Genomic DNA, 26,624 nt, shown 5'->3' with positions numbered 1-26,624 from the left:
GCAAAGGTTTTGCGACATGTCGATGGCCAGGTGGCGACGCGGCGGGAACAGGGGTCAATCTTTTTTGAAGAAGCCCCGCCGCGCGGACGCCGAAGAAGCCCCACCGCGCGGACGCCGGCGATCCGGCGTCAGGCCCCTGTGCTCAGCCGCCGCCGAGCTCGGACAGGCGCGCGCGCAGCCGCGGCGCGTGGACGCTCTCGCCGTGACGCGCGAGGAAATCGGCGATGGCCGCGCGCTCGTCGGCCGCCCGTCCGAGCCGGCGCAGGCTCTGCACCCGGCCGACCCGGGCCTCGGCGGCGAGGGGGCCGCCGGCGCCGGCGAGGTAGCGATCGAAATAGCCGAGCGCCTCCGCCGCCTTGCCCTGGTGGAGCGCGATCTGCCCGAGCGACACGAGGGCCGCCCGCGCCTCGGGGCTCGCCGGGTACTGCGCGAGCAGGGCGCGGTAGGAGGCGTTCGCCTCGGCGCTCTTCCCCTGGCCGAGCTGGGTCTGCGCGCGCAGGAGCAGCGCTTGCGGGCCCGCCGCGGGCTCCTCCGCCCGCGGCCTGGGCGGCTGCTGCGCGCGATCCCGGGCCCCGACGGCGCTGGCGGTCGCGGGCTCGCCGGTGCGCGCGCCGGCGCCGGGCGAGGGCTCGGCGGCGGGCGGGCTCGCGCCGGGCGGCGGCTCGTCGCTGGGCGCGCCGGCGCCGGGCGAGGGCGCGCCGGCGCCGGGCGAGGGCTCACCGGCGCCGGGCGAGGGCGCGCCGGTGGGCGCGCCGGCGCCTGGCGGAGGCGCTTCCGGAACCGAGAGCGTGGGGAGGCTCAGGACCGTGCGCCGCGCGCCGCTCGGATCGAGCGTCTCGCTCGGCGCCGGCGGGGGCGCCTGCGCGGGCCCGTCGAACAGCTCCGCCGCGAGCGCGGCCAGGAGCGTCGCCGCGACGGCGACGCCCGCGAGCGACCCGGCGATCCCGCGCCGCAGCATCGGCCGAGGCGCAGCGCGCAGCCGCGCCGTGCTCTCGGGCGCGGCCTCGACGCGGGCGCCCCTCGGGTCGAGGCGAGCGGCGCGGGGCTCGACGCGGGCGCCCCCGGGCCCGAGGCGGGCGCGCGCGAGCACCTGCTGCAGCATGGCGGCGTCGCTGAGCTCGCGGCCGTCGCCGCGCGCGTCGCCGAGCCGGCCGATGGCGGCCCAGAGCGGCGCCTCGCCGCGGAGCTCGGGGTCGTCCTGCTCGGCGCGGCGGAGGAGCTCCGCGTCCTCGGGGCGGATCGGCTCGCCGCGCGCCTCCGCGGCGAGGATCGCGGGCAGGAGGTCCAGATCGATCTCGGACTTCTGCGTCCCTGTCATGATGCTCTCTTCCGGCCGACGGCGAGGTCCTGTCGCACCTGCTTGCGGAGCGCGCCGATCCCGAGGCGCAGCCGGCTCTTCACCGTATCGGCGCTGACCTCGGTCATTCCGGCGATCTCCTCGATGGAGTAATCGAGCGCGTGGTGCAGGAGGATCACATGGCGCTGCGCCTCCGGCAGCTCGTCGAGGTACGCGCGCGCCTCGCGCGGGAGGGCCTCGAACGGGGGTTGGTATGGCGCCTGGGCGATCTCCTCGTCGATCGCGCTCTCCGGGGCCACGGGCGCGCCTTCCCTGCGCTGCTGCCTTGCGTACCGGAGGATCGTCCGGACGGCGACGCGCCTGGCCCAGGCCTCGACGGCGGCGTCGCCGCGGTAGCTCGACGCGCTCTCGAGGATCGCGAGCAGGGCGAGCTGCGCGGCGTCGTCGGCGTCGGCCGCGCTGCGGAGGAACGTCCGCGCGATCCGGCGGACCCGCGAGATCACGTGCGTCATGAGCCAGGCCTGGGCCTCCGGGTCACCCGCGCCGGCGTGGCGCATCCGTTCGAGGTCAGACGGCGAGGACACGGCGGCCGACGGGGCAGGCGGCGGGGCGGGGACGGGGCGCGTCATGGCGCTGGCCAGGAGCGGCTCGGGCAGGGGGCCGAGGCTCCTGGAGAGAGCTCGCGCGTGCTCAGCGTCCATCGCTTCGACCTGGTGCGTCGCACGGCCCGAAGCGGGTCAATTTTCCTTTCGTGTCGGGTCATGCGGCGCGGGTGGTCATTTCCTGACCATGCCCGCGGGGGCTGGCGGGGCCGTCAGGTCGAGGCCGAGCTCCAGCCCGACGCCGGCGAGGATCCGCACCGGATTGGCTGAAAGCGCGAGGGCCGGGTGTACGGTGGCGTCAGGCTCCGTCAGGAGCACGTCCACACCCAGCGTCGTCTTGAGGCGGAGCCACCCGGTGAGCGGGACCCCGAGCTCCGCGACCGGCGCGACGCTCACGAGCACGTCGGTGCGGGCCTCCGGCGGCGGCAGTTGCTGGGGAAACATCCGTGGCCACCGCCACGGGGGCGGCGGTGGCGGGACATGACCGGGAGGAGGCGGGAACGGGGGTGGCTCCCGGAGCGCCTGCTGGGTCGTGCCTTCCTCGGGGACGCGCTCGACGATATCGACGGTTGCGCGCGCGCCGAGCTGCAGGTCGAGGCCGAGGGGGAGCCTGAGGCGGACCTGGCCGGTCGTGATCACCGGGTGGCGCGAGAGCTCGAACGTGGACTGCTCGTTGCCGAGGGAGGTCGAGGGGATGAGCTCGTACCCCAGGCCGAGGACGGCGTAGTCCACCGGCGCCCAGGAGGCGCGCAGCGCGGCGGCGCTCTGCCAGGGCGCGGCGCTGCTGAAGCTCGCGCCGGAGTAGCCGGCGAGGACGCCGAACGTGGGCAGCGGGCTCGCTTCGCGGCGGGCGCCCGTGGATGGCGACGGTGGGCCCGCGGGCGGCTGCAGGTCCGGCGCGGCGTCCGCGGGCGTGGTGGCCGCGGGCGCCGCGGGGGACGCGGCGAGCGCGGGGGCACCGTAGGGCTCGGGCGGAGCCGCTGGAGCCGGCGCGACAGGGGCGACCTTCACCTCGGCCAGGCCGGCGACGTGGCCCTCGCGGAGCTCTTCGGCGACCGCGCCGGCGATGTTGGCGAGCGACTCGAGGGCGGTGGCGGTCTGCCCGGGCAAGACCGGGATGCGGCGGCCGTAGATCTGTTCGCCGTTGCGCTCGACCACGTACAAGGCGAGCTCGTCGCTCGCCCCGGCGTCGATCCAGAGAACTCCCCGCGCGTCCCACGTGTCGGCGAGCGCGTTGGCTTCGGGGAGGAGCGTCTGCAGCACGGGCCTCGGAGTGCCGGGGCGGACGATCTGAAGGCGGACGCCGACGGGGCGGATATGGGCGACGACGAGGTCGAGGGCGCGCTTGTCGATGCCGCCGGCGCCCGGGAAGGCGGCGAGGACGAGCAACGGCTCGCCGGCGCCGCGAGGCTCGCCCGCCGCGGCGGGCAGGGCGACGGCGGCCAGCAGGGTGCCGGCGACCGCGCTCGCGGCCGTTCGGGCAGCGCGGAGGGCGAGCGCGAGCGACGCAGCCGGCACGGGCGCGGAAAATTATCATCGTTCCCCGCGGGGCACCATCCCCCGTCGGGCATAGGCGTTCCCACCCATCGATGACCAACGTTTACGTGGACGTTTACGTTTACGTGGTCGTGCTCGTGGTCGTGCACGTGCGCGTGCGCGTGGTCGTGGTCGTGGTCGTGGTCGTGGTCGTGCACGTGCACGTGCACGCGCACGACCACGCGCACGACCACGACCACGACCACGTAAACGTTCGGCTGTAGGAGAACGCGGCGCGAGGCTTCGTTAACGCCTCTGCCCCGGGCCGGGCCCGGCGGGATGTCCGCCTCCGCGCCTCAGCGCGCGCCGGTCGACCGCGGGTAGCTCCCGAGCACCTTCACCATCTCGCAGCGCGCGCGGAGCCGCTCGATCGCGTCGGCGACGCGCGGATCGCTCCGGTGGCCCTCCAGATCGACCAGAAAGACGTAGTCCCAGTGCTTCTGCCGGCTCGGCCTCGACTCGATCCGGGTCAGGTTGATGCCCGCATCGTCGAAGATGGCGAGGACCCGGCGGAGCGCGCCGGGCTCCTCCTGCACGGAGAAGACGATCGAGGTCTTGTCCGCGCCGGTGGCGGGCGCGTCGGCCGGGGCGATGACGATGAAGCGGGTTGCGTTCTCGGCGCGGTCGTGGATGCGCTCCCGCAGGAGCGGAAGCCCGTAGAGCTCGCCCGCCCCGCGGCTGCCGATCGCCGCCGCGGCGGGGTCGCCGAGGGCCTCGTGCGCCGCCGCGGCCGCGGAGACGGTCTGGACGATCTGCGCGCCGGGGAGGTGCTTCGCGAGCCAGAGGCGGCACTGCGAGAGCGCGTGCGGGTGCCCGTGGACGCGCGCGACGCCGCTCAGCCCCTCCGCCTTGCTGAACAGGCAATAGGCGACGTCGAGCACGAGCTCCTGCCGGATCTGGAGGTCGCTCTCGATCAGGGCGTCCGCCGTCAGGGTCACCGAGCCGTCGGTCGAGCTCTCGACGGGGACGACGCCGCAGGCCGCCTCGCCCGCGCGCACGGCGTCGAAGACGCCCTCGATGGTGCCCGTCTCGCGGTAGCGCGCGGCCAGCCCGAACAGGTGCCGCGCCGCGACCTCCGCGAAGGCGCCCTCCGTCCCCGGAAAGGCCACCTTCATGGGCTCCTCCAGCGACAGGCAGGCGCTCATCACCTCCCGGAAGACGACCCGGATGGCGTCGCGCGGGAAGCGCCCCGCGCCCTTCGCCTGCAGGCGGGTGAGCACGCGCCGCTCCCGCTCCGGGTCGTGAAACTGCGTGGCGTTCGCGGCGCGCTTCGCGTGCGCGACCTCGACGGCCACCTCGGCCCGCTCGGCGAGGAGATCGAGGATCCGGTCGTCGATGCTGTCGATGCGCTCGCGAAGGTCGCCCAGGGTCGCCATGGTTCGTTCCACCTCGGATGGGGAAGGGCGGGCATCAAAGCGCAGGGTGCGCCGCAGCGCAAGGCTCGCCTCGGCGCAGGGAATGCGGCGCGGAACGCGCGTGCGGCGCGGAACGCGCGCGACGGAGGCGCACGTCAGGGGCGAAGCGGCACCCGTGCGGGCTCGACGCGTGGAGCGGATGGGTGAGAGAGAGCCGGTGAGGGGGCAGAGGAACAAGCTAGAATCCGCCCGCAACGTGGGGCATCAACATCACTTCCTGTCCAGGCTCGATCGCGTCTCGCTCCCTCACGTCGAGCTCGCGCTCACGCTCTACCGCGATCACGGCCTCGTCCAGTACCTCCTCGGCTGCGTCAAGCTCCCCGACGGCGCCGAGCGGGTCGCGATCGCGCTCGACGATCCCGAGCGCGGGCCGTTCCTCGTCGTCACGCGCGAGGGTCGCTTCGTGACCTGCCTCGGCGCCGGGATGCGCACGGGCGACCTCCCGGTCATCACCCGCGGGCAGCTCGACGGGCTCACCGCGAAGGTCGCGGATCTGCGCGCGCGCATGGCCGCGGCGAACGCGCTCGCCGGGCCGAGGGGGCACACTGCGCAGCTCCTCGACCGCATCTTCCACGCCGGCCCGGACCTGTCGCGCGAAGAGTTCGTGGGCATCTCGGCGTTCCGGCCGCTCTTCGGCTTCGAGTTCCTGCGCGCCTTCTTCGGCTCGGTGACCGAGCTCGACGAGCTGCGCGGCGCGCTCCTCCGCATCGAGCACCCGAAGCGAACGCTGACGCCCGTGCTCCGGCGGTACTGGGACCTGTTCTGGGCCGTCGGGCACCTCGCGGCCCTCGCGTTCATGGACGGTCGCGCGCTCATCGAGTCGCTCCCGGAGGAGCTGGATCTCTCGACCAGCTGCCTCGCGTGGGGGGCCTCGCGCCAGGGGAGCGTCGCCCTCGCCCTGCGCGGCTTCCGCGGCGTCGCAAAGATCGGCAAGGCGCAGCTCCGCGCCTGCAAGACGGCGTTCGACGAGGCCGCGTCGCCGCTCCGGCTCGTGACCAGCGTCGGGAGCCTCATCGCGCTCGGCGTGGGCCACGCCAGGCTCCGCGCCGAGGTGCGAAAGGTGCTGTCGGCGCCGCGGGATCTCTCCGGGGCCCATTTCCACGAGTCGCTCCTCACCCTCTTCCGGACCACCGCCGACGTGGTGTTCGACGAGCCCGAGTCGGCGGCCGCCGTGCAGCGGGAGCTCGGGTCGCACATGGCCGTCGCGCTCACCCGCCGGCTCGCCGCGGGCGACCCGCTGCGCTTCGAGCGCGAGGAGGACGTGCCCGAGGCGCTCGCGATGACCCTCGCGGTGAACACCCGGCAGTCGTTCGTTGACGACGCGGAGGTGATGGCGTTGACGATGCTCTTCGTCCCGTGGGCGGTGCGCGCCGAGCCGGAGCAGCTCTATCTTCCGCGCGAGCTCATCCGTGTCGTCCATACCCGCTGGACGCCGGAGGCCACGATTCAGCTGCTCGCGCCGCTGCGCGAGCACTACCACCCGAAGGCGAAGGCGCCCCGGCGGGAAGGGCCGTCCCGCAAGGGCCCGTGTCCGTGCGGGAGCGGCGAGAAGTACAAGCGGTGCTGCGGGAAGAGCGCGTGAGCGGCCCCAGCCCGGACGGGTGTCACCCCTCTGGCCTCTCCGCCGTTCCGTTTGCCCCTGGCCTCTCCGCCGTTCCGTTTGCCCCTGGCCTCTCCGCCGTTCCGCTTGCTGGCGGGGACTCTGGTGCATCGGCGGTTTCCGTGGAGCCGAACGAGACCGCCGAACGGAGCGCGGGGAGGAGCTCGTCCGCCTTGCGCTTGCCGAGCGCGACGGCCGCGAGCACCTGGAGCTGGTCGTAGCGGTCGGCGACGAGCGACGCGAGCTGGTCGCGCAGGATCGACTCGGGGGTACGCTTCGCCACCGTCGCCGCGGCGTTGCCGGGTCGCACCTGCTGCACGAGCGCGCCGCCGAGGGTGGCGAGCAGATCGAGCTTGTCGGCCGGGAACGGGTGCTTCCCCTCGAGCGCGCTGGAGAACTCGGCGAAGAGCCCTGGAAGGGCGACGAAATCGCGTGCCTTGTCGAGCTTGCCCGAGCCCGCGCGCACCGCGGCGACGCGCTCGCGCGGCAGGAGGCCGAGCAGCGGGTGCGACGCGACCTCGAGGAAGGTCAGCATCAGCTCGCGCCACGGGGCGCCTTCTGCGAGCATCTTCTCGATCTCGCCCGCGCTGAGCTTCGCGACAGGCACCCGCGCCGTGGCGAAGTCGAGCGCCATGACCAGGGAGGGCAGCTCGAAGACGTCCTTCAGCCTGGGCTCACGCAGCGCGCTGACCGCCGCGGGCAGGTGCGGCTCGACGGCGGCGAGCGCGATCTTCACGTTCGCGCGCATGAGGAGCGGCTGGCCCGTGAAGATCGGCAGGTCCGCTGTCGGCACCTGCTCCGCGAGCGGCCGGAAGTGCGCGAAGGCGCGCTCGGGCATCTCGTCGACGAACGCGCCCCGCCGCGCCGCCGCGATGAGCGAAGCCGGATCGGCGTCGCTGGGCTTGCCTTTGCGCAGGCGCCGCGCGTCCTTCTTGCCGGTCTTGCTCACCTTGCCGGCCTTGTTCGCCCTGTCGGCCTTGCTTGCCTTGTCGGTCTTGCTCGCCTTTTTTTCCTTGTTCCCGCCCATGGGTCTCCCTTCACGTGGAGGCGACTCGCCCAGCGGATCGCGTGGGGCGACTCGCCGAGCGGACGCTGCCATGAAACCAGCATCCTGTTCAATTCGCCCGGTCGTTCGGAGGGCAAGCGCCGCCGAGACCGTGCTGCCCGGCTGCGCGCGGCTGCCGCGATGCTGCCGGACCGAAGGGGTCTGCCGCCTGCCGCGCCCCGAGCGCGAGGCGACGGGTGGAGCGTAATATCTGTTACAGATCTGTCGGCCGCTCGGCGGGGGTGGCGCTGGTTGGATTACAGATCTGCGCCTGGAGCGGCGGGTGACCCGTCGAGGGAGCGGGAGATCTGCGTCCCATTCGGCGGTGGGACCGCTTCTGGGCGCATCGGAGCGTGTGCGCGCCGCCGCCCGGGGATCGTCGGATCGAGGGCCTCGCCGCGGCGCAGAGGCGGAGGTGCAACCCGGCGTGGTGGGTGCGGTGCTGGAGGACGATGCCCATGTCCTCGCCGATCGCCTCGATGCGATCGGGGTCGAGCAGCGCGAGCGCCGTCTCGGCAACCTGGCTCGCGAAGGCGTCGCGCAGAGCGTGCGGATCTCCTGGCTCAGCGTAACCGTGCAAAGGCTGCGAACAGGGGAGAGTTGTCGATGGCACTCCGCGCGACCCGGCGCCGGAACGCTGCTGCGCCGATTCGCATGCTGAGGTCCGAGGGCGCGGTTCCGCACCCGAGGCGCGCCGGTCACCTCGTCGACGCCATCATCATCTCTCCTGCGGCGGAAATCACTGAACGAGCGCACCTCCTGGGCGGCGGCGTCGCGGCGGCCCGAGCGGCCGCCGGCCACGGGCTTCGCGTCGAGCGCCTCGGCCTCGTCGCGGAGCTTGCGCTGCGCGGACGTGAGCGTCACGGCGCCGCGCGCCTTCTGCCACCCCTTCTCGAGGGCGCCGAGGCGCCGCGCGAAGCGCGCGAGGAGATCCACCCTGTCGGAGGTGATACCGATCCTCGCCATGCGTGATTGCTGCGCGTGCGCGAGGCGCGCCAGCGAGGTGAGCTCGCGCTCCGCGACGCTCGCGGACATGTCGGGGGCGGAGGCGTAGGCCGAGTCCAGCGCGAGGAGCGCCTCGTCGCTGGTCGGATCGAGGGGCTTTGCGGCCGGCGAGGCGAGGAGAGGGCGGCCCGCTGTAATCGATTGTAATCGAGGTGGTGTTGACACGGCGGGTCATGCGGGACATAGGTGGCCGCGAATTCAACAGACCTTGCGTCGGGAGTGTCTCGAATGCGACACGCGGGCTGGTTGTGCCGTCTTGCTTTGTTCTGTGCGGTGGTGCTGCTGCTCGGGCGGGGGCATGAAGGCCTGGCGCTGGCAGGTCCTCCGGAGCCGCGGCTCATGCCGCTGTCGCCGCCAGGCGGCGGGGTAGCGCTCTCCTCGATTCCCTTCCGGTTGCCGAGCGACGGTGTCCGGGGGCTGTCCCTGGGGCCTCGGGTCGATGCGCCGCCGGTCGAGGACGTGGGGGCGCCGTTCGGCGAGATGGTGCTGCCCGACAAGGCGCAGGTGGTGGCGTTCGAGGGGGCCGTGCTGGAGATCCCTCAGGGCGCGGTGGACGAGCCGGTGCGGATCACGATTCGCCCGCTCGACCAGGGCGAGGTCCGTCCGATGGGGCGCGCGATGGTCAACGTCACGCCCGGGGCGAGGGCGTACCGGTTCGGGCCGCACGGGCTCAAGTTCAAGAAGCCGGTGCGGCTGACGTTGCCTTATGACGAGCATGCGATTCCCCCGGGGATGACCGCGCAGCACGTGACGGGCTTCTACTTCGACGAGGCGCTGGGCAAGTGGGAGCGCGTCGCACGGGACGGCGACGCCGCACAGGGCAAGCTGGCGAGCCTGACCGACCACTTCACCGACTTCGTCAATGCGACGCTGGCGATGCCGGACGCGCCGGGAGCGCGCAGCTTCGATCCGAACAGCATCAAGGGGCTCGCGCTGGGGAGCCCGTTCGCCGCGGTGACGGTGGTCGCGCCGCCGGAGGCGAGCTCCAGCGGCGCTGCGCGGCTGAGTCATGCGATCGAGGTGCCGCCGGGGCGCAACGGGATCGAGCCGGCGCTCGCGATCGCGTACGACAGCGAGCACCGCAACGGTTGGCTCGGCGTGGGGTGGGATCTGAGGCTGTCGAGCATCGAGATCGACACGCGCTTCGGGGTGCCGGCGTACGCGGCGGGTGAGGCGCCGCGCTACCTGCTCGACGGGAGCGAGCTCGTGCAAGTCGAAGGCGGCGCCTGCGGCGACCCGTGCCTGTTCCGGCGGCGGGTGGAAGGGCGGTTCGACCGCATCGTGCGGCACGGCACCGGGGCGGCCAGCTACTTCTGGGAGGTGACGGACAAGGACGGGACAACGGCTGTCTATGGCCGCGACGCGAACGCGCGGCTCGACGATCCCGAGCCGGCACCGGGCCAGCCGCGCAACGTGTTCCGCTGGTACCTCGACGAGGTGCGCGACACGTTCGGCAACCAGATGCGGGTCCGCTACGATCGGGAGATCGAGCCCGGTCCGCCGCCGCGCATCGAGGTGCACCCCGAGCGCATCGAGTACACGGCGAACGCGTCACGAGGGGTCGAAGCGGCCCATGCCGTGGACTTCGTGTCCGAGGGCGGGCGGCCCGACGTCATGCTCAGCGGCAGGCCCGGCTTTCTCGAGCAGACCGAAAAGCAGCTCTCGCGTGTGGACGTGCGGTTCGGCGACGTCGTGGTCCGCAGCTACGCGCTCCATTACATCGACGGCGATTTCGGCAAGCGCCTGCTGCAGGCCATCGCGTTCCACGGGCGAGGCGCGCGGCAGGCGGGCGGGCAGGTGACGGTCGGCGAGGAGCTGTACCGGCATACGTTCGAGTACTTCACGGCGCCTCGCACCGCGTCCGGCGAGGTGGCGGCGTTCGCGCAGGCGGCCGAGGTATGGGGACAGGCCAAGGCGAGAAGCGGCCTGTCGCGCACGGAGGACTCGACCGCGGGCGGCAGCGCGTCGGTGGGGCTCGGCATCGGCATGTTCTCGATCTCGGTCGGCGGGGGCGGCTTCTTCGGCGACGAGACGGTGCGCAAGAGCGTGTTCGACCTCAACGGCGATGGGATGCCCGACTTCCTGGAGGACAGCGGCGATGTCGGGCTCAACCTGCTTCGCGCGGCGTCCGGGAACCATGTGACGGCGGCGAGCGCGCTGGGCTTGTTCGACAGGGATCTCGGCCTGACGGACCGCTCGGGATGGAGCGTCTATGCGGGGCTGAACGTCGCGGCGCTGAGCGGCTCGGTGGGGTACACGCGGAGCAGCACGGAGGACGAGCAGATCGTCACGGACATCAACGGCGACGGCTACCCCGATCTGGTGTCGGGCGGCCCGCTCGGGGGCGTCTACGCCGCGCTCAACGACCGGCGAGGCCGCTTCGGGAGCAAGCAGCCGTGGGGCGCGCTCGACACGAGCGGCGCGCCGTCCGGCCGTCCCGACCTGGCCCAGGCGGCGCGCAAGGACCTGCATCCGGCCGATCCGCTGCTGCGCTGGATCGCGCCGTTCGAGGGAGACATCCGCATCGGCGGAGCGCTGCAGAAGCAGGAGGCGGGCGGCGATGGGGTGCGGGTGCAGATCGTGCGGAGCGGAGAGGAAGAGCCGCTCTTCGACGATGTGCTCGACGGGGACGAGCTGACTCCGTGCCTCCTTGGCGCGCATCGGTGCGGCGGCGATGTCCTCACGACACATGTGGCCGCGGGCGACCGGATCTACTTCCGGGTGAGCGCGGCGCCGGCGATCGACCCCGAGCGGCGCGTGGACACGGCGGCTGACCTGATCTCGTGGAGCCCGTCGATCACCTACGACGTGAGCGAGGCGCAGCTCGCGCAGGCGGGGCCGGACGGGGCGCCGATCCACCGCTTCGAGTACAGCCACGACCACCGGCTCGCGGGGCGCCCAGACGTGCCGTGGGTGGCGCCGGCCGACGGCAGCGTCCGGATCACGGGCGACCTCACGAAGTGGGCGACGAGCGATGAGCTGTGGGTGGAGATCGTGCGGGAGCGCGGCAGCGCCGCGGCGGAGTCGATCCTGGCGCCGCAGCACGTCGGCGCGGGCGCCGGCGGGCTCGGGCTGGGCGCGCTGCTTCCCGAGGCGATCCCGGTGCTCGCGGGCGATCGCCTCCGGTTCCGGGTGAAGGCGGAGCTGCCCGATGACCCGGCGCGCATCGCATGGAGCCCGGTGGTTCGCTACGAGGAGTACACACGCGTGGACCGGGCGACGGGCGCGCCGCGGCGCGGGCAAGTGCAGTGCAGCGCGCAGCCGAATGGCCGTACCGGCTGCACGCTGCACAACGATGGACCCGGGGACGGGCCGCTGCCGCTCGCGCTCATCGAGCAGCGGGCGCATGTGTCGATGCCTGTCGCGAGGTGGTCGCATGCGACGCGCCCGCGGCCGTGGATCGCGCCGAGCACGGGGACGGCGCGGCTCGAGGGATTGCTGCTCGTGCCGGGGACCTATACATTCACTCAGCCGTTGACCCTGGTCGTTCAGGGCGTGCATCGGCTGCTCTTCAAGCAGGCGTATTCCGCGCCGAGCGCTGCCGGGACGGCATTCCCCGTGGACATCGACCTGGAGGTCCAGGCCGGCGAGCCGATCTTCGTCACGGCCTTCGCGCAGGTGCCGCCCACGGGCGCCGCGCTGAACGCGACGATCGACGGGGAGCCGGTGTCGCTCGGCGTCTTCGCGCCCGAGGCGGCGGCGAGCGCCGGGTCAGAGGACCCGATGGCCGGCGGGTTCCATGGCTGGTCGGTCGGCTTCCTCGATGGAGATCGCGCGTTCTCGGAGGCGGACATCGCCTTTCCGACGCTCCACCCGGAGCGCGGCTTCACGCTCGCGGTGCCGCTGCCACAGGGGAGCGCGCCGGTGTGGGGCGCGGCCGCGTCGGAGGCGTTCGTCGGGGGCAGTTCGGTCAAACCGTCGATCGTGGGCAAGGTGAGGCGGGGAGACGGTCAGCTCGGCCGGCTGCGCAGCGCGGAGACGTGGAACGCGGAGATCAGCGCCAACCTCGGGCCACTGGGGGCGGGCTACAGCTTCGGCAGCACCACGTCGGACCTGGACCTCATCGACATCAACGGCGATCGATTGCCCGACAGCGTGACGCGCGAGGGCGCGGTGCTCAATACGGGGCGAGGGTTCGGGCCGCGGGACAGCTGGTCGCTGCCGGAGGCGCTGCGGCGGATCGAGCACCGTGCGATCCGGCTGGAAGGGAGCGCATCGGTCACTGTCGACAGCGAGATCCAGACGATCTCCAAGACCACGAGCGAGGGGCGCTTCGAGGGGTACCTGCACACGCAATTCCGCCTTGGGACGAGCTATGGCCTGTCTGCCACGCACGTGGATCTGGTGGACGTCAACGGCGACGGTCTGGTGGACCAGGTGACGCAGGATCCCGAGAGCGGGGTGATGAAGGTGGCGTTCAACCTGGGGCATCGGTTCGCGGGGCCGGCGCCGCTGGAGCGGGCGCGCTTCGAGAAGAGCGACTTCAACGCGGGGACGCTGCGCGAGACGCTCGGCGACATCTTGAGTGAGTTCACGGACGCGGCCGGGGTGGATGCGGTGCGGCTGGAGGACACGGGCGCGAACAGCGTCGGCGTCGGCATGGACGCGACGGTGGCCGCCGCCGGCGCGGGGTACACGTACACGACGGCGCGGACGGTGGTGGACTTCGCGGACGTGAACGGCGACGGGCTGCCGGACAAGGTGATGAAGGACCCGGAAGAGCCGTGGTTCCGGGTGCAGCTCAACCTCGGGAGCCGGTTCGCGCCGGAGGAGTCCTGGCCCGCGGGGGCGTGGGGCGTGTCGATCGATCCGCCGGAGTACGCGTTCATGGGCGGGGGCGACGCGGTGAGCTTCCGCAGGTCGGAGAGCTACGAGGGCAGCTTCAAGGTCGATGTCTGCTACTTCGTGTGCGTCGGCGGGTCGGTGTTCTACTCGGAAGGCGCCGGCTCATCGCACCTCGCGTTCGAGGACATCGACGGCGATGGGCTTCAAGATCACGTGCTCAAGCGGGACGGCGACGCGACGGTGTACGCGCGGGTGAACGCGCTCGGCAAGACGAACCTCTTGCGGCGGGTGAGCCGGCCGCTCGGCGGGGGCATCGAGCTGGACTACCGGCGCGAGGGCAACCTGGTCGTGCCGAGCGAAGGGGCGCTCGGGGAGATGGATAGGGCACCTCAGGTCGACATGCCGTCGAGCCAGTGGGTGCTGAGCGAGGTGACGGTGCACGACGGCGTGGAGGGAGCGCCGGGGGTGTACGGGGTGCATGCGTACCGGACGAGCTTCGCGACGCACGCGGATGGGGTCTACGACCGGGAGGAGCGGGTCGAGCTCGGGTACGGGCTCGTGACGACGACGGCGCTCGGCGAGGATGGCGTCACGGCGATGTCGAGCGAGGACGTCGAGCATCTGAACCACGACGTCTACCGCCGCGGGTTGGTCGCGCGCTCGACGCTGCGCGACGGCGACGGGCTGCTCTATACGGTGAACGAGGTCGACTACGCGCCGCCGCCCCAGGGGCTGGAGCCCGGGATGGGCTGGTTCTTCCCCAGGGAGACGGAGAGGAGGAGCGCGTTCTACGAGGGGACGACCGACGACCCGAGCGCGCCGCACAAGAGCACGCGCGAGACAAGGGTCTTCGACGAGCTCGGCAACCTGATCGCGCTGCACGCCGACGGCGAGGCCGATACGCCGGACGACAACGTGCATCAGCGGGTGGAGTACACGGAGCCTGGCTCGGCTTACATCGTGAAGCCGGAGCTCGTCGAGACGACCGATGAGCAGGGTCGCGTGCTGCGCCGGCGAACGGCGACGTACTGGCCGGGGACGGGCGCGCTGCGGACGGTCACGAACGTCATCTCCGGCGGCAAACGGGCGGATGGGACGACTTACGCGAACGCGGAGGCCACGTGGAGCTATGTGTTCGACGATTTCGGCAACCTCGAGACATCGACCGACCCGAACAATTACAAGCTGACGTACAGCTATGATGAGGTGACGCACAGCTACCGCACGTGCGCGAGCGATAGCTTCGGGTACCGTTCGAACAGCGTGCCGAATCTGCTGTATGGCACGGTGGCGCAGGAGACCGATGTCAACGGGCACACGATGGTGCACCGCGTGGACGACTTCGGGCGGCTCACCGAGGTCTGGGGGCCGAGCGACCTGGCGGAGGACGGCGAGGACGCCGGGCCGGTCGGGTGCACGCCAACGACGGTGTACGATCCGGAAGCGCTCGTGGGCGAGGGCGAGCCGACGATCGGGTTCGAGTACGCGCTCCAGCCCGACCAGACCGCCGCGCTGCCGGCGTGGGCGAAGACGAGCCACAAGGACGTGGAGCACCCGGGCGATCCGATCGTGACGATGACGTTCGCGGATGGGCTGGGGCGCGTGCTGCAGACCAAGAAGGACCACGAGCGGGACACGGGCACGGGCATCGAGGTCGGGATGACGGTCAGCGGGGCGGTGGCGTTCGACGCGCTCGGCCGCGTGGTGGAGCAGGGGCAGCCGGGCTTCAGCGCGGAGCCGGACACGGCGTTCGTGAGCCTGGCGCTGCTGCGGCCGACGCTCACGCGTTACGACGCGGTCTCGCGTGTGCGGGAGGTCGCCATGCCGGACACGAGCGCGCTGGACGGTTACGCGCGGACGGCGATCGAGCACGACCTGGTGGCGCTGGAAGGACGGCTGCTCTTTCAGGAGATGGTGATCGACGCCAACGCGAAGATGCGGAACACGTACCGGGACGTGGGTGGGCGGATCGCGGCGGTGGAGGAGTTCAACCGGATCCAGGGGGTGGAGACGCGGATCGTGACGCGTTACCAGCACAGCCCCCTCGGGGAGCTCGTGCGGGTGACGGACGCGCGGAACAACGCGACAACGGCGACGTACGACTCGGTGGGCCGGATGGTGACGCTGGTGAGCCCCGACGCGGGCCGCACGGAGTGGCGCTACGATCTGGTCGGCAACCTTCGGGCGAAGCAGACGGCGGAGCTCGCGGCGCAGGGGCAGCTGATCCGGTACGAGTACGACTTCAACCGGCTGCGGAAGATCGACACTCCGGTGACGCAGGACGTGCTCTACACGTACGGCGAGCCGGACGACGCCGGGGATGAGCAAGGCAACCGAGCGGCGCGGCTGGTGGAGGAGACGAGCGCGGCGGGCAAACGGAGCTTCCGTTACGATCGGTTCGGCAACACGGCGGAGCTGACCTCGGAGTTCCCGCGGCTGCGGGAGCCGCATAGGGGGCCGTACCAGGCGACGATGAAGTACGTGTTCGACGCGCTGGGACGGATGCAGGAGCTCCACTTCCCCGGCTCGGGCGAGGAGATCGTGCGCTACGGGTACGACCGAGGCGGCGCGGTGGTGTCGGTGGTCGGGGAGAACCAGCGGGTCAATCCGCAGCACCCGAGCGAGCCGAGGACGACGGAGTACCTGAGGCACATCGGGTACGACGAGTTCGGGCAGCGGGCGCGCGTCGTGGCGGGCAACGGGATCGAGACGAAGTACCGGTACGACGAGTCGACGCGGCGGATGACGGAGGTCGACGCGGACCACCAGAGCGCGCAGATGCGATCGATGGGGCGGGCGCCGAGGCCGTTCCAGCGGCTGCGCTACCGGTACGACCTCGTCGGCAACATCCGGGAGCTGAACAACGAGGTGCCGTTCGACGAGTCGCTGGGCGGGGCCGTCATGGTGGCGCGGACGCAGCAGCGGTTCGCGTACGACGACCTGAACCAGCTGACGGAGGCGTCGGGGATCTACCAGGAGCGGGGAAACGAGCAGCAGCGGTACACGCTGGGCGTCGACTACGACGTCCTCGGGAACGCGACGGCGAAGCGGCAGGAGGTCGCCCGGTACGGGCGGGTCGGGCCGGACAACTGGCAGATGCAGTATCCGATCCGGGAGAGGACGTACCGGAACGACTACCGTTACACCGGGCCGAGGCCACACGCAGCGAACCAGGTGGACGAGTACGTGCCGGCGGAGTCGCAGCCGCGGCTGAGGGAGCTGTTCTACGACGCGAACGGCAACCACAAGCAGTGGAAGTACCGGGGCAACCTGCAGCGCACGCTGAGCTGGGACGAGGACAACCGGCTGGTGTCGGTGAGCGAGAACGGGCAGGAGATGTCGCGGGCGCTGTACGACGGGGCGGGCGAGCGGCGGGTCCACCTGCACCGGGTCGCCGGGGAGGAGGAGACGGCGTACGTCGATCAGCACCTCGTGGTGCGCAACGGGGTGATCGCGACGAAGCACCTGTTCGCGGGGGAGACGCGGATCGCGAGCAAGATCGACGCGGACTACTACCAGAGGCCGCCGGTCTTGTACTACCACCCGGACCACCTCGGGAGCACGCAGTACGTCACCGACCAGGACCAGGCGCTGAGCCAGCACGTGGAGTACCTGCCGAGCGGGGAGCTGTGGGCGGATCAGACGGACTCGCGATACCAGAACAGGCAGCCGTACCTGTTCACCGGGAAGGAGCTCGACCTGTCGACGGGGCTCTACCACTACGGGGCGCGGAGCTATGAGCCACGGCTCGGGGTGTGGATGAGCCCGGATCCGATCCTCGACCAGTACATGCGAGGGGCGCCGAACGGTGGGGTGTACGAGCCGATTCACCTGGGGCTGTACACGTACACGCGTAACAATCCCCTGAGGTTCGTTGACCCGACCGGGATGAGTGAGACATGCGCCGGTGGCGGTTGCGAGTCGTATGCGGGAGCGTTGGACTCCGAGGCGCAGAGTGTCGATCCAGCCGCTACCGAATGCACCTCCGGCGGATGCATGAGCATGAGCCCTACGATCGCTCAGCTGAACGATATAAGCCGATCTCAGGTTGCGAGGGCGCACGCGGAACAGATCAGCAGGGCAGATGTGCCCATAGAGACCTCGCTGGTCGATCCGATTGACCTCGTGGGCGCTGGCGGCGGAATCAAAGTACTTTGGAAAGCAGGAAGTAGGGCGCTCACCAAATTGGCCACGCGGCAGACCTTAGCGAAAGCGGAAGCTCTGGCAGCAAGGGGAGCCGGCGGTTTGTGCTTCGCGGCCGGGACACCTGTACAGACCGAAGACGGGCTCAGGCCTATCGAGAAGGTTCGGCCAGGAGACGTTGTGTGGGCCCAGGACGAGGTCACTGGCGAGATAGCACTACGACGGGTCGTGCGCACTTTCGTAACGCCCGATCAACCCGTGGTCGAAGTCGTACTTGAAGACGATGACGGCCAGGCAGAGAGCATCCGCTCGACAGTCGAGCACCCGTTCTGGACACAGCGAGGTTGGGTAGGCGCACGGCAGCTCACTAGCCGCGATCGCGTACTTCAGCGTTCGGGGACGTGGTCGCGGGTAGTGACCGTCAGCGAGACCGGTGAGAGTGTCACCGTCTACAACTTCGAGGTGGAGCAGTTTCACACGTACTTCGTGGGCGAGCGTGGTGTGCTCGTGCACAACAACTCAGACATTTACGCCGCAGCGCGCCAGGCAATTGGGACGGTCTCCGGGAGCCTGTTCAAGCCTTTACAATGCGTGCAGTGCGCGAGTGCGATGGCTAATGCCTTGAAAGCTCGAGGAATTCCGGGGCAGGTACTGCAAATTCGTGCCAAGGCTGGCGAGTTCATTGCTAGCGATCTCGTCAAGTCGGGCACGACCAGCATCACCCGGAACGGCTACCACGAGGCCGTCCGCGTCGGGGACATCGTTTTCGATAACTTCTTTCCCGGAGGCGTTCCATATCAGACCTACGTAGACTCGCTGCACGCGATCGGTGGTGTGGCAATCAAAGCTGTTGGGTTTTGACTCGGAGGGAGAAGTGATGGGACTTGTGAATGTGATTGACGCGATTCGAAGGGATCCGGGGGAGTACCTCACCGAGGCGTGCGTGCTGGCCCTTGGAGCCTTTCTGTTTGGGTATCGTATGGTGAACGAAAATTGCGCTCCTGTTCTTCGCGAGCTGACACGGCGATTCGAAGGGGCCGATCAGGCAGACGCATGTACTCGAGCGTATCTGAGCGATCGGAACACCGAACGTGCCCTCCGACGCGTGCTAGAAGCTCTGGGCTCAATGCTTGCTGCAGAGCCGGCGTTGGCGGGTAGTCGGCCGGCGAATACGCAGCTCGGGTTTATGGAGCTTGTGCGCGACCCTATCGTGAGTGGGCGAACGGGAATGGTGTTCGCTGAGCCTACCGTTGATTGGTGCGCGAACTTCTGGAAAGGCTTCCTCGCAGGACTGGATGAGGTCGACCCGACTGCGGCTCTGCAGGAACGAGAACGCTTCGATGCCTTTGAACAATGGTTAGCTGAGCGTTACGCGCAGTCGGGCGCTTCCTGGTACGCGATGATCCGTGTGTTCGAGGGAGCTGACCTCAGCGGGCTTCGAGCCTTTGTTGCGCTATGGGAAGAGTTCAGGAAGTCCGTGCCAGGAGCGGAATGAGCCCATGCCGCAAGGCCCTGTGCCCATGACGCGTGAGACCGCTTTCCTCTCGAAATCTGTGTAGCGAGGGCGGAGAATGGACGCGACCCATGTCGACGCCTTCCCATGTCCGCTCGAACCATCATACCCTTATCCTAGCGGCGCGTGGCGCCGCTCCCTCCGCCAGTGCCGCCACGGTCGAGGCCGTGCCGAAGCTGGGCAAGCCAGCAGGGAGCCGGACACGACGTTCACGGCCGTGGAGATGCATCGGAGCAAGCACTTTGGGCACGATGTTCTGTCGCGGACGCGGCCGATCGAGGGGCTGGACCCCAAGGCGACGATGACGGGCGGGTACGCCAAGGCGCGCACCGAGCACGAGCTGGTGCAGCGCGACGGCAGCTGTGGTTCCAGGGAACGCTCATCGACGCGAACGGCAAGTCGCGGAACACCTACCGGGACGTGGGTCTCAGGATTGATCATATTTTCCCCACCTCCCTCGCGGCGCTCCAGCCCTGGACGAGGGTGAGCAGTTGCTCGTAGCCACGGCCCAAGGTCTGCCAGCCGGGCTCGCCGTTTCGCCGGAGGTGTCCGCCGAGCCCGGCGATCGCCAGGAAGGCATCGCGGGCCGTGGCGTTCTCGGGCAGGGGCTTGCGCGCGAAGACCCGCAGCACCTCGAGCTGGGTGGGCGTGAGCACGGCGGTCGCGGGCTGCTCCGGAGCGCGCCGAGCCTCGCTGCGCAGCAGCAATAGCTGCCAGGCGATGGGCGCGAAGAGCGCCAGCACGTTGCGCAGGCCGTGCAGGTCCTCGATCTGGCGCTTCTCGTAGGCGCATCCGGTCTTCAGGGCCTTGAAGAGCTCCTCCACCATCCAGCGCGCCCGGTACCAGTCGACCAGCTGCGTCAGCTGCTCGACGGACTCGACCGGCTCGCTCGTGAGCAGCACCCACTCGACCGGCGCTTCGCCCGGCGGCGGCTCGATCTCCCAGACGCGTACGACCCGCAACGAGAGCGTCGCAGGCAGCTCGCGCGGCTGGGATCTCGGTCGCCGCAGGGTCACGCGCGTGCTTCCAAGGGCGAGCTTGGCCAAGCGTCCTGCACGCGGAGGATGCAGCCGTTTCTGTTGAGGGCTGCGATTGCCTGCCGGCCGCGGCGAAAGCTCTACCTCGCGCACGGCCACCGCTTGAACATGCGCGAGCGCCTGCTCGAGCTTGGCCTCCGCTCCGAGGGCGTCAGCCTCGACGAGGCGATTGTGCGCGAGCCGAATCACGAACCGATGCCCTGCGCTCAGAAGCTGCGCGAACAGGCCGTAGTCGTCGCCTTCGCGGTCCATGACGTGCACCACATCGTGCGGCGCAGCGCCCAAGACCGCGACTCGCTCCACCTGCTCTCCCCAGCGGTCGTGCTCGTTGTCCGTCGTGCCGTCGTCGCGCACGTGCGTGCTCAGATCGAGCACGCCGAGCGGGCGGCGCGTTCCATCGCCGCTGACCGCCAGCGTGAAGTGGGCGAAGAACGTCTGCCCCGAGGAGCGCAGCCGTCCGAGCCCCTGCCGCTGGCCGTCCGAGCGGAAGGAAAGGGTCGTGGTGTCATGGATGGCGAGCACGACCGGCTCGGCCTCCATGCGCGCGAGGGTGGCGCGCACATGCGGAGCCAGAATCGCCGCGGGCGTGACGGCGTCGTTGCCGAAGAAACGGTACGCCGCCTCCAGCTCGCTGTCGGACAAGAGCGAGGGGAAGCTCTTGTCCGGCGCCTGCGCCAGCTTCTGCACCAGCTTGGTCTGGCGCTTCGAAAGCCGCGCATCGCCGAAGTGCGCGTCGCTCATCTCCTCGGCGAGTGCCGCTGCGTGCTCTGCTGCAGGTGAACCCATCCGCAGCTTTGATCACGTCGCCCAGCACACATCAAGCGAGATGTGTAGGATCTTGAGACGTGGGTGGGCGGATCGCGACGGTGGAGGAGTTCAACCGGATCAAGGGGGTGGAGACGCGGATCGTGACGCGTTACCAGCACAGCCCCCTCGGCGAGCTCGTACGGGTGACGGACGCGCGCAACAACGCGACGACGGCGACGTACGACTCGGTGGGCCGGATGGTGACGCTGGTCAGCCCCGACGCGGGCCGCACGGAGTGGCGCTACGATCTGGTCGGCAACCTTCGGGCGAAGCAGACGGCGGAGCTCGCGGCGCAGGGGCAGCTGATCCGGTACGAGTACGACTTCAACCGGCTGCGGAAGATCGACACTCCGGTGACGCAGGACGTGCTCTACACGTACGGCGAGCCGGACGACGCCGGGGATGAGCAAGGCAACCGAGCGGCGCGGCTGGTGGAGGAGACGAGCGCGGCGGGCAAACGGAGCTTCCGTTACGATCGGTTCGGCAACACGGCGGAGCTGACCTCGGAGTTCCCGCGGCTGCGGGAGCCGCATAGGGGGCCGTACCAGGCGACGATGAAGTACGTGTTCGACGCGCTGGGACGGATGCAGGAGCTCCACTTCCCCGGCTCGGGCGAGGAGATCGTGCGCTACGGGTACGACCGAGGCGGCGCGGTGGTGTCGGTGGTCGGAGAGAACCAGCGGGTCAATCCGCAGCACCCGAGCGAGCCGAGGACGACGGAGTACCTGAGGCACATCGGGTACGACGAGTTCGGGCAGCGGGCGCGCGTCGTGGCGGGCAACGGGATCGAGACGAAGTACCGGTACGACGAGTCGACGCGGCGGATGACGGAGGTCGACGCGGACCACCAGAGCGCGCAGATGCGATCGATGGGGCGGGCGCCGAGGCCGTTCCAGCGGCTGCGCTACCGGTACGACCTCGTCGGCAACATCCGGGAGCTGAACAACGAGGTGCCGTTCGACGAGTCGCTGGGCGGGGCGGTGATGGTGGCGCGGACGCAGCAGCGGTTCGCGTACGACGACCTGAACCAGCTGACGGAGGCGTCGGGGAACTACCAGGAGCGGGGAAACGAGCAGCAGCGGTACACGCTGGGCATCGATTACGACGTCCTCGGCAACGCGACGACGAAGCGGCAGGAGGTCGCCCGGTACGGGCGGGTCGGGCCGGACAACTGGCAGATGCAGTATCCGATCCGGGAGAGGACGTACCGGAACGACTACCGCTACACCGGGCCGAGGCCACACGCGGCGACCCAGGTGGACGAGTACGTGCCGGCGGAGTCGCAGCCGCGGCTGAGGGAGCTGTCGTACGACGCGAACGGCAACCACAAGCAGTGGAAGTACCGGGGCAACCTGCAGCGCACGCTGAGCTGGGACGAGGACAACCGGCTGGTGTCGGTGAGCGAGAACGGGCAGGAGATGTCGCGTGCGCTGTACGACGGCGCGGGCGAGCGGCGGGTCCACCTGCACCGGGTCGCCGGGGAGGAGGAGACGGCGTACGTCGATCAGCACCTCGTGGTGCGCAACGGGGTGATCGCGACGAAGCACCTGTTCGCGGGGGAGACGCGGATCGCGAGCAAGATTGACGCGGACTACTACCAGATGCCGCCGGTCTTGTACTACCACCCGGACCACCTCGGGAGCACGCAGTACGTCACCGACCAGGACCAGGCGCTGAGCCAGCACGTCGAGTACCTGCCGAGCGGGGAGCTGTGGGCGGACCAGACGGACTCGCGGTTCCAGAACCGGCAGCCGTACCTGTTCACCGGGAAGGAGCTCGACCTGTCGACGGGGCTCTACCACTACGGGGCGCGGAGCTATGAGCCACGGCTCGGGGTGTGGATGAGCCCGGATCCGGTGCTGGCGGAGTACATGGCCGGCCGGATCAACGGCGGTGTGTACAGGCCGATCAACCTGGGTCTGTACACGTACGCGTGGAACAACCCCGTCGTCCTCATCGACCCGGACGGGCGCCTTACGACGCGAGCGATAGCCGAGGCGTTTGTGAAGAGCACGGCGGTCGTCGGGACGGCGCTCTCGGTGCCCGCCGCCGCTGCCGTGGCCGAGCCGACGCCTGTCGGAGAGATTGTCGTTGCGGGGGCGTTCGTTGTAGGGTCTATCGGCTACGCGGGCTATCTGATCTTTGATGCTGCCGCGAATGGAGAGCCGCCCAAGCCACCTGAGTCGTTCCCCATCCCCGAGGACACGCCCGAGGACGTCGCGGCGCCGCCGCCGGCTGCGGGAGGGGGCGGGGCGAAGGATCCTCCCAAGCCGCCTGCGCCGCCTGCGGCGGAGCCGCCGAAGAAGCCGGCCGCAAGCGGGGGACCATCCGTTGACGCTCTCTCGAAAGCAGGGCAGGCGTTATACCCGGCCGATAAGGCAGGACTACTGACGAGGGCTGGGCGGGCACTGCAAAAGCATCGGACCGGCGGGAGGCCTGGGAGCACGAAGTTTCCTGGCGCCAAGGGGCCACCCGAAAACTGGAACAAGGCTGGACAGGATCAGTTGGATGACATACTGGCCAGCCCAGGGTCAACAACAAAGCCCCTCGGTCGAGGAGGCTGGCAGGTCAGCGCGCCTGATGGAAGAGGTGCTCGGTTCAATTCGGACGGCTCCTTCGGTGGTTTCGTGGAATAGTACTAGGTGAGGCAGATGTCACCCGAGATGCTCTGGAACCGTGTGCGGCAGTGCTTTGAGACCAATGATGGCTCTCTTCCAACCGTCGAGCTTCAGAACCTAACAAACGGTGAAGTCGCGGACCTGTATTTGTCGATTCGACGCGGGTCCCGTGTTGTCAGTCGAGATGCGACATTCTGGGACGCGCAGGCAACAACAGAACGTGGACTGGACGAGGTGCCCAATGCCGCTCTGCTGGTTAGCACCGGCCAAGCATCACCCTTCCACTTCGCAATCGAGGGAGCTAGCGCTTGCGAAGTCATCATTCCGTGTCTCGGCGTTCACGTCTTTCAGGACACCATCGCGTTCGACTACCGCATGGGAGCAGAGTGGGGTGGGCAGCAGGTATTCGCGCTCTTTTCATGGCTGGAGCATCTGCTGTCAAGGACACGTGCAGGGGTTCTCGCTCCCAGTGCGAACGAGGGACCTCCGGACCCGGAAGCGTTCATGCTCGCGTGGAAGCTCTTCCGAGAGTGGAGCGCCGGTGGAGTAGACAGGGAGTGACCCATGCGTGCGACACCCTCGCGTTCGTCAAGCGCCGGGCCTGGACCGTCGCGGACACCTTCGTGACCGGCGGTAACAGCCCAGTGAAACTTTTTAGCCTCACTCGATGTCCTCTTCGTGAAAGCCACCCGCTACCTCCGTGGCTCGACGATCGACCAAAGCACGGACAACCAACTCCCTGATCTCGAAGCCTTGGCGTCTCGCAGCCGAACGCCCAGTCCATGCGCCGTCGACCTACCCGCTGGCTGGTCGAGCGTTATGCCCAGTCGGGCGCTTCCTGGTATGCGATGATTCGTACGAGAGATCCAGGTTGCTCGCAGCTGGCGCCTCCGGCTCCTCCGAGAGCGGCTCCCCGCAGCGGGCGCAGCGCGGGTTGAACGGCGAGTCGTTCGCGCTGCAGCGCAGGAAAACGACCGCGCTCTCCCCCGCGATCACGGGGCGCTCGTACCACGCCCAGGCGCCGGCTGCCCTCGGCGTGGCGGCCTGAGGTCCCGATCCGAACCTCGCCTCTGCGTGGGCGCGGCGCGTTCGTGCTGGAAGAGCAGAGATCCGTCGCGCTGGAGCTCCGCATCCTGGCGCGATGCCCCACTCGCCCTGTCTCTGTCGAGGAGACACCTGGTCCTCCCGGGGCGACACCTCGCTCGGGACGACGGGCTCGCGAGGGGGCCGGAAGAAGCGCACTTCCCGCTCCTGCGCATCGACGAACCGCGAGGGCGGGCGCGTCCCTGCCCCGGCACGTGTGTTGCTGAAGGCGGAAGAGCGAAGCGTTGCTGAAGAGGCCCGCTGAACGCCCTCCGAAGACCGGGGGCGCGAGCGCGCACCAGAGCAGCAACCGATGCGTGTCCCCTTCGCGCGCCACCGCGGCGGGCGAAGCGAAAAGGAGGGTAGCGATATGATGATTGAATCGATGACTCAAGAGCATGTTCGTCTACGGCGCTTGCTGTATCCCTTGCTGGCGGCGTCGCTGGCCGCCTGCGCGGCCGACCCCGGCGGGGCGGGCGACTTCGAGGAGACGGCTGAGGTCGCATCGCCGATCGTCGACCCGACGCCGGCGGGGCCCAGCGATCTGCTCGCGATGGTGAAGGTGTCGAGCTCGCAGGGGAGCTGCTCGGGCATGGTCATCGCCGCGGACACGGTCCTCACCGCCGCGCATTGCTTCTGCGAGGAGGGCTACGTCGGCGACAACGGCTGCTCCACGGACGCGACGGTGACCTTTCGCCCCGACCCGGCCACCCCGGGCGCGCGCCCGCGCGTGCTGAGCGGCGTGGCCAAGATCCAGCCGGACTACAACCCGTCATGGACCGAGAGGCAGATCGAGCATGACGTCGCGGTCATCAAGCTGAATGGCGTCGCGCCGGCGCACGTGAAGCCCTTCGTCGTGGCCAGCGATCACCCCGCAGAGGGCTCGAGGGTCACGATCGCCGGCTTCGGGCGCACGGGCGCCGATTGCAGCACCCCCTTCGGCACGCTGAACTTCGACACCGCCGAGGTCGGCGGGTACGAGGACGGCCACGACATCCTGCGCTTCAACGACCAGGTCCTTTGCGGTGGTGACTCGGGCGGGGCCGTCTTGAACGTCGAGGCGAGCCGGCTCTACGCCGTCCACTCGATGAACACGTGGACGGTGAGCCATGGCTGGGTCAGCAAGGGGGTCACGACAGGCTCCGAGTTCGACTGGATCAAATCGCACATGTGCCCGTCGTCACCCTCGAACGAGTGCAGCGGCCACGGCGACACGTGCTCCTGCTCGGCCAGCACGAGCTTGCTGTGGCGGCACACCAATGGCCAGGTGGCCATCTGGTTCATGGACGGCGGCGACATCGTCGGCGAGGCCTATCCCGGCGGCCAGGACCCGAGCCTCTCCTGGAAGATCCAGGGCTCCGGAGACTTCGACGGCGACGGCCAGAGCGACGTGCTCTGGCGACACATCAATGGTCAGGTCGCCATCTGGTTCATGGATGGCGGAGCCGTCGTCGGTCAAGCGTACCCCGGCGGCCAGGACCCGAGCCTCTTCTGGAAGGTGGCTGGCGTCGGCGATTTCGACGGCGACGGGCGCTCGGACGTCCTGTGGCGCGACGCCAACGGCCAGCTCGCCATCTGGTTCAAGGGCGACGCCGCTCAGGCCGCCTATCCCGGCTACAACAACCAGCCCGCGCCGGTCGACAACGCGTGGAAGGTGCAGGGCATCGGCGACTTCGACGGTGATGCGCGCTCGGACATCCTGTGGCGAAACACGAACGGCCAGGTCGCCCTCTGGTTCATGTCGGGCGGGACGCGGGTCGGCGAGGCCTACCCCGGCGGCCAGGACCCGAGCCTCTTCTGGAAGGTGCAGGCCATCGGCGACTTCGACGGCAACCTGCGCTCGGACATCCTGTGGCGGGACGAAAGTGGCCAGCTCGCCATCTGGTTCGGCGGCGAGCAGGGCTTCGACTCGCCCTCGTACAACAACGCGCACGGGCCCGGCGACCTCGCATGGCAGGTGCAGGGCGTCGGCGACTTCGATCACGATCGCCGCGACGACATCGTCTGGCGGCACACGAACGGCCAGGTCGGCATCTGGCTGATGCACGGCGCGCACTTCGTCGGCGACCTGTACCCGCGCCAGGTCGACAGCGGCTGGGCGATCAAGGGCATGCTCCACGACGCCGGGCGGTGAGCTG

Annotated in this window: 15 protein-coding genes; 9 read left to right on the top strand and 6 right to left on the bottom strand. The window is 69.9% G+C overall.

All coding sequences use genetic code 11. The features are described from left to right. Positions 1-142: 142 nt before the first annotated feature. From WMF34_RS39805 to WMF34_RS39795, 3 genes are all read right to left on the bottom strand, one after another. Positions 143-1,318, bottom strand: coding sequence for a tetratricopeptide repeat protein (locus WMF34_RS39805; protein WP_437991064.1), 1,176 nt, complete (start codon positions 1,316-1,318; stop codon positions 143-145). Next, the gene (locus tag WMF34_RS39800) at positions 1,315-1,998 is read right to left on the bottom strand and encodes an RNA polymerase sigma factor (protein WP_012240442.1); all 684 of its coding nucleotides are present in this window, start codon (positions 1,996-1,998) and stop codon (positions 1,315-1,317) included. Before WMF34_RS39800 ends, WMF34_RS39805 begins: the two co-directional genes overlap by 4 nt. A gap of 75 nt (positions 1,999-2,073) precedes the next feature. Further along, the gene (locus WMF34_RS39795) at positions 2,074-3,417 is read right to left on the bottom strand and encodes a hypothetical protein (RefSeq protein ID WP_437991063.1); all 1,344 of its coding nucleotides are present in this window, start codon (positions 3,415-3,417) and stop codon (positions 2,074-2,076) included. Between the two features lie 71 nt (positions 3,418-3,488). Between WMF34_RS39795 and WMF34_RS39790 the strand changes: the two genes are divergently transcribed. Further along, positions 3,489-3,659, top strand: a complete 171-nt coding sequence (locus tag WMF34_RS39790) for a hypothetical protein (protein WP_437991062.1) — start codon at positions 3,489-3,491, stop codon at positions 3,657-3,659. A 72-nt stretch (positions 3,660-3,731) separates the two neighbouring features. Here the strand turns inward: WMF34_RS39790 and pheA are convergent, their stop codons facing one another. Continuing rightward, complete coding sequence (gene pheA, locus WMF34_RS39785; RefSeq protein ID WP_437991061.1) at positions 3,732-4,811, bottom strand: prephenate dehydratase; 1,080 nt, start codon at positions 4,809-4,811, stop codon at positions 3,732-3,734. 235 nt (positions 4,812-5,046) lie between these two features. Here pheA and WMF34_RS39780 point away from each other — a divergent pair, with 235 nt between their 5' ends. Continuing rightward, positions 5,047-6,432: a YecA family protein gene (locus WMF34_RS39780; protein WP_437991060.1), complete on the top strand. Its 1,386-nt coding sequence runs from the start codon at positions 5,047-5,049 to the stop codon at positions 6,430-6,432. A 22-nt stretch (positions 6,433-6,454) separates the two neighbouring features. Here WMF34_RS39780 and WMF34_RS39775 read toward each other — a convergent pair whose 3' ends face one another. Continuing rightward, positions 6,455-7,477 carry a hypothetical protein gene (locus WMF34_RS39775; RefSeq protein ID WP_437991059.1) on the bottom strand — a complete coding sequence of 341 codons (1,023 nt, stop codon included), beginning with the start codon at positions 7,475-7,477 and terminating at the stop codon, positions 6,455-6,457. Positions 7,478-7,910: 433 nt separating this feature from the next. On the opposite strand from WMF34_RS39775, the gene WMF34_RS39770 reads away from it, so the two are divergent. The 3 genes from WMF34_RS39770 to WMF34_RS39760 all read left to right on the top strand — a co-directional run bounded on the left by WMF34_RS39770 (position 7,911) and on the right by WMF34_RS39760 (position 18,923). Beyond that, positions 7,911-8,156, top strand: a complete 246-nt coding sequence (locus WMF34_RS39770) for a hypothetical protein (protein ID WP_157907238.1) — start codon at positions 7,911-7,913, stop codon at positions 8,154-8,156. 617 nt (positions 8,157-8,773) lie between these two features. Further along, on the top strand, positions 8,774-18,289 hold the full coding sequence (locus WMF34_RS39765) for a papain fold toxin domain-containing protein (RefSeq protein ID WP_437991058.1): 9,516 nt from the start codon (positions 8,774-8,776) through the stop codon (positions 18,287-18,289). Further along, entirely contained in the window at positions 18,261-18,923 is a 663-nt protein-coding gene (locus WMF34_RS39760) for a hypothetical protein (RefSeq protein WP_437994721.1), read from the top strand. Before WMF34_RS39765 ends, WMF34_RS39760 begins: the two co-directional genes overlap by 29 nt. Before the next feature lie 455 nt (positions 18,924-19,378). Here the strand turns inward: WMF34_RS39760 and WMF34_RS39755 are convergent, their stop codons facing one another. After that, positions 19,379-20,719 (bottom strand): IS4 family transposase, encoded by a 1,341-nt coding sequence (locus tag WMF34_RS39755; protein ID WP_012237105.1) that lies wholly within the window; start codon positions 20,717-20,719, stop codon positions 19,379-19,381. A 104-nt stretch (positions 20,720-20,823) separates the two neighbouring features. Here WMF34_RS39755 and WMF34_RS39750 point away from each other — a divergent pair, with 104 nt between their 5' ends. From WMF34_RS39750 to WMF34_RS39735, 4 genes are all read left to right on the top strand, one after another. Further along, positions 20,824-23,421 carry an RHS repeat domain-containing protein gene (locus tag WMF34_RS39750; RefSeq protein WP_437991057.1) on the top strand — a complete coding sequence of 866 codons (2,598 nt, stop codon included), beginning with the start codon at positions 20,824-20,826 and terminating at the stop codon, positions 23,419-23,421. Between the two features lie 15 nt (positions 23,422-23,436). Continuing rightward, positions 23,437-23,964: a hypothetical protein gene (locus WMF34_RS39745; RefSeq protein ID WP_157907235.1), complete on the top strand. Its 528-nt coding sequence runs from the start codon at positions 23,437-23,439 to the stop codon at positions 23,962-23,964. Positions 23,965-24,274: 310 nt separating this feature from the next. Then, positions 24,275-24,451 carry a hypothetical protein gene (locus WMF34_RS39740; RefSeq protein ID WP_157907234.1) on the top strand — a complete coding sequence of 59 codons (177 nt, stop codon included), beginning with the start codon at positions 24,275-24,277 and terminating at the stop codon, positions 24,449-24,451. A gap of 420 nt (positions 24,452-24,871) precedes the next feature. Next, entirely contained in the window at positions 24,872-26,620 is a 1,749-nt protein-coding gene (locus WMF34_RS39735; RefSeq protein ID WP_437991056.1) for a trypsin-like serine protease, read from the top strand. The last annotated feature ends 4 nt before the right edge of the window (positions 26,621-26,624 follow it).

The sequence above is a fragment of the Sorangium sp. So ce145 genome, assembly GCF_051525985.1.
Lineage (GTDB): Bacteria > Myxococcota_A > Polyangia > Polyangiales > Polyangiaceae > Sorangium > Sorangium cellulosum_B.
This window is presented reverse-complemented; position numbering and strand designations above follow the sequence as displayed.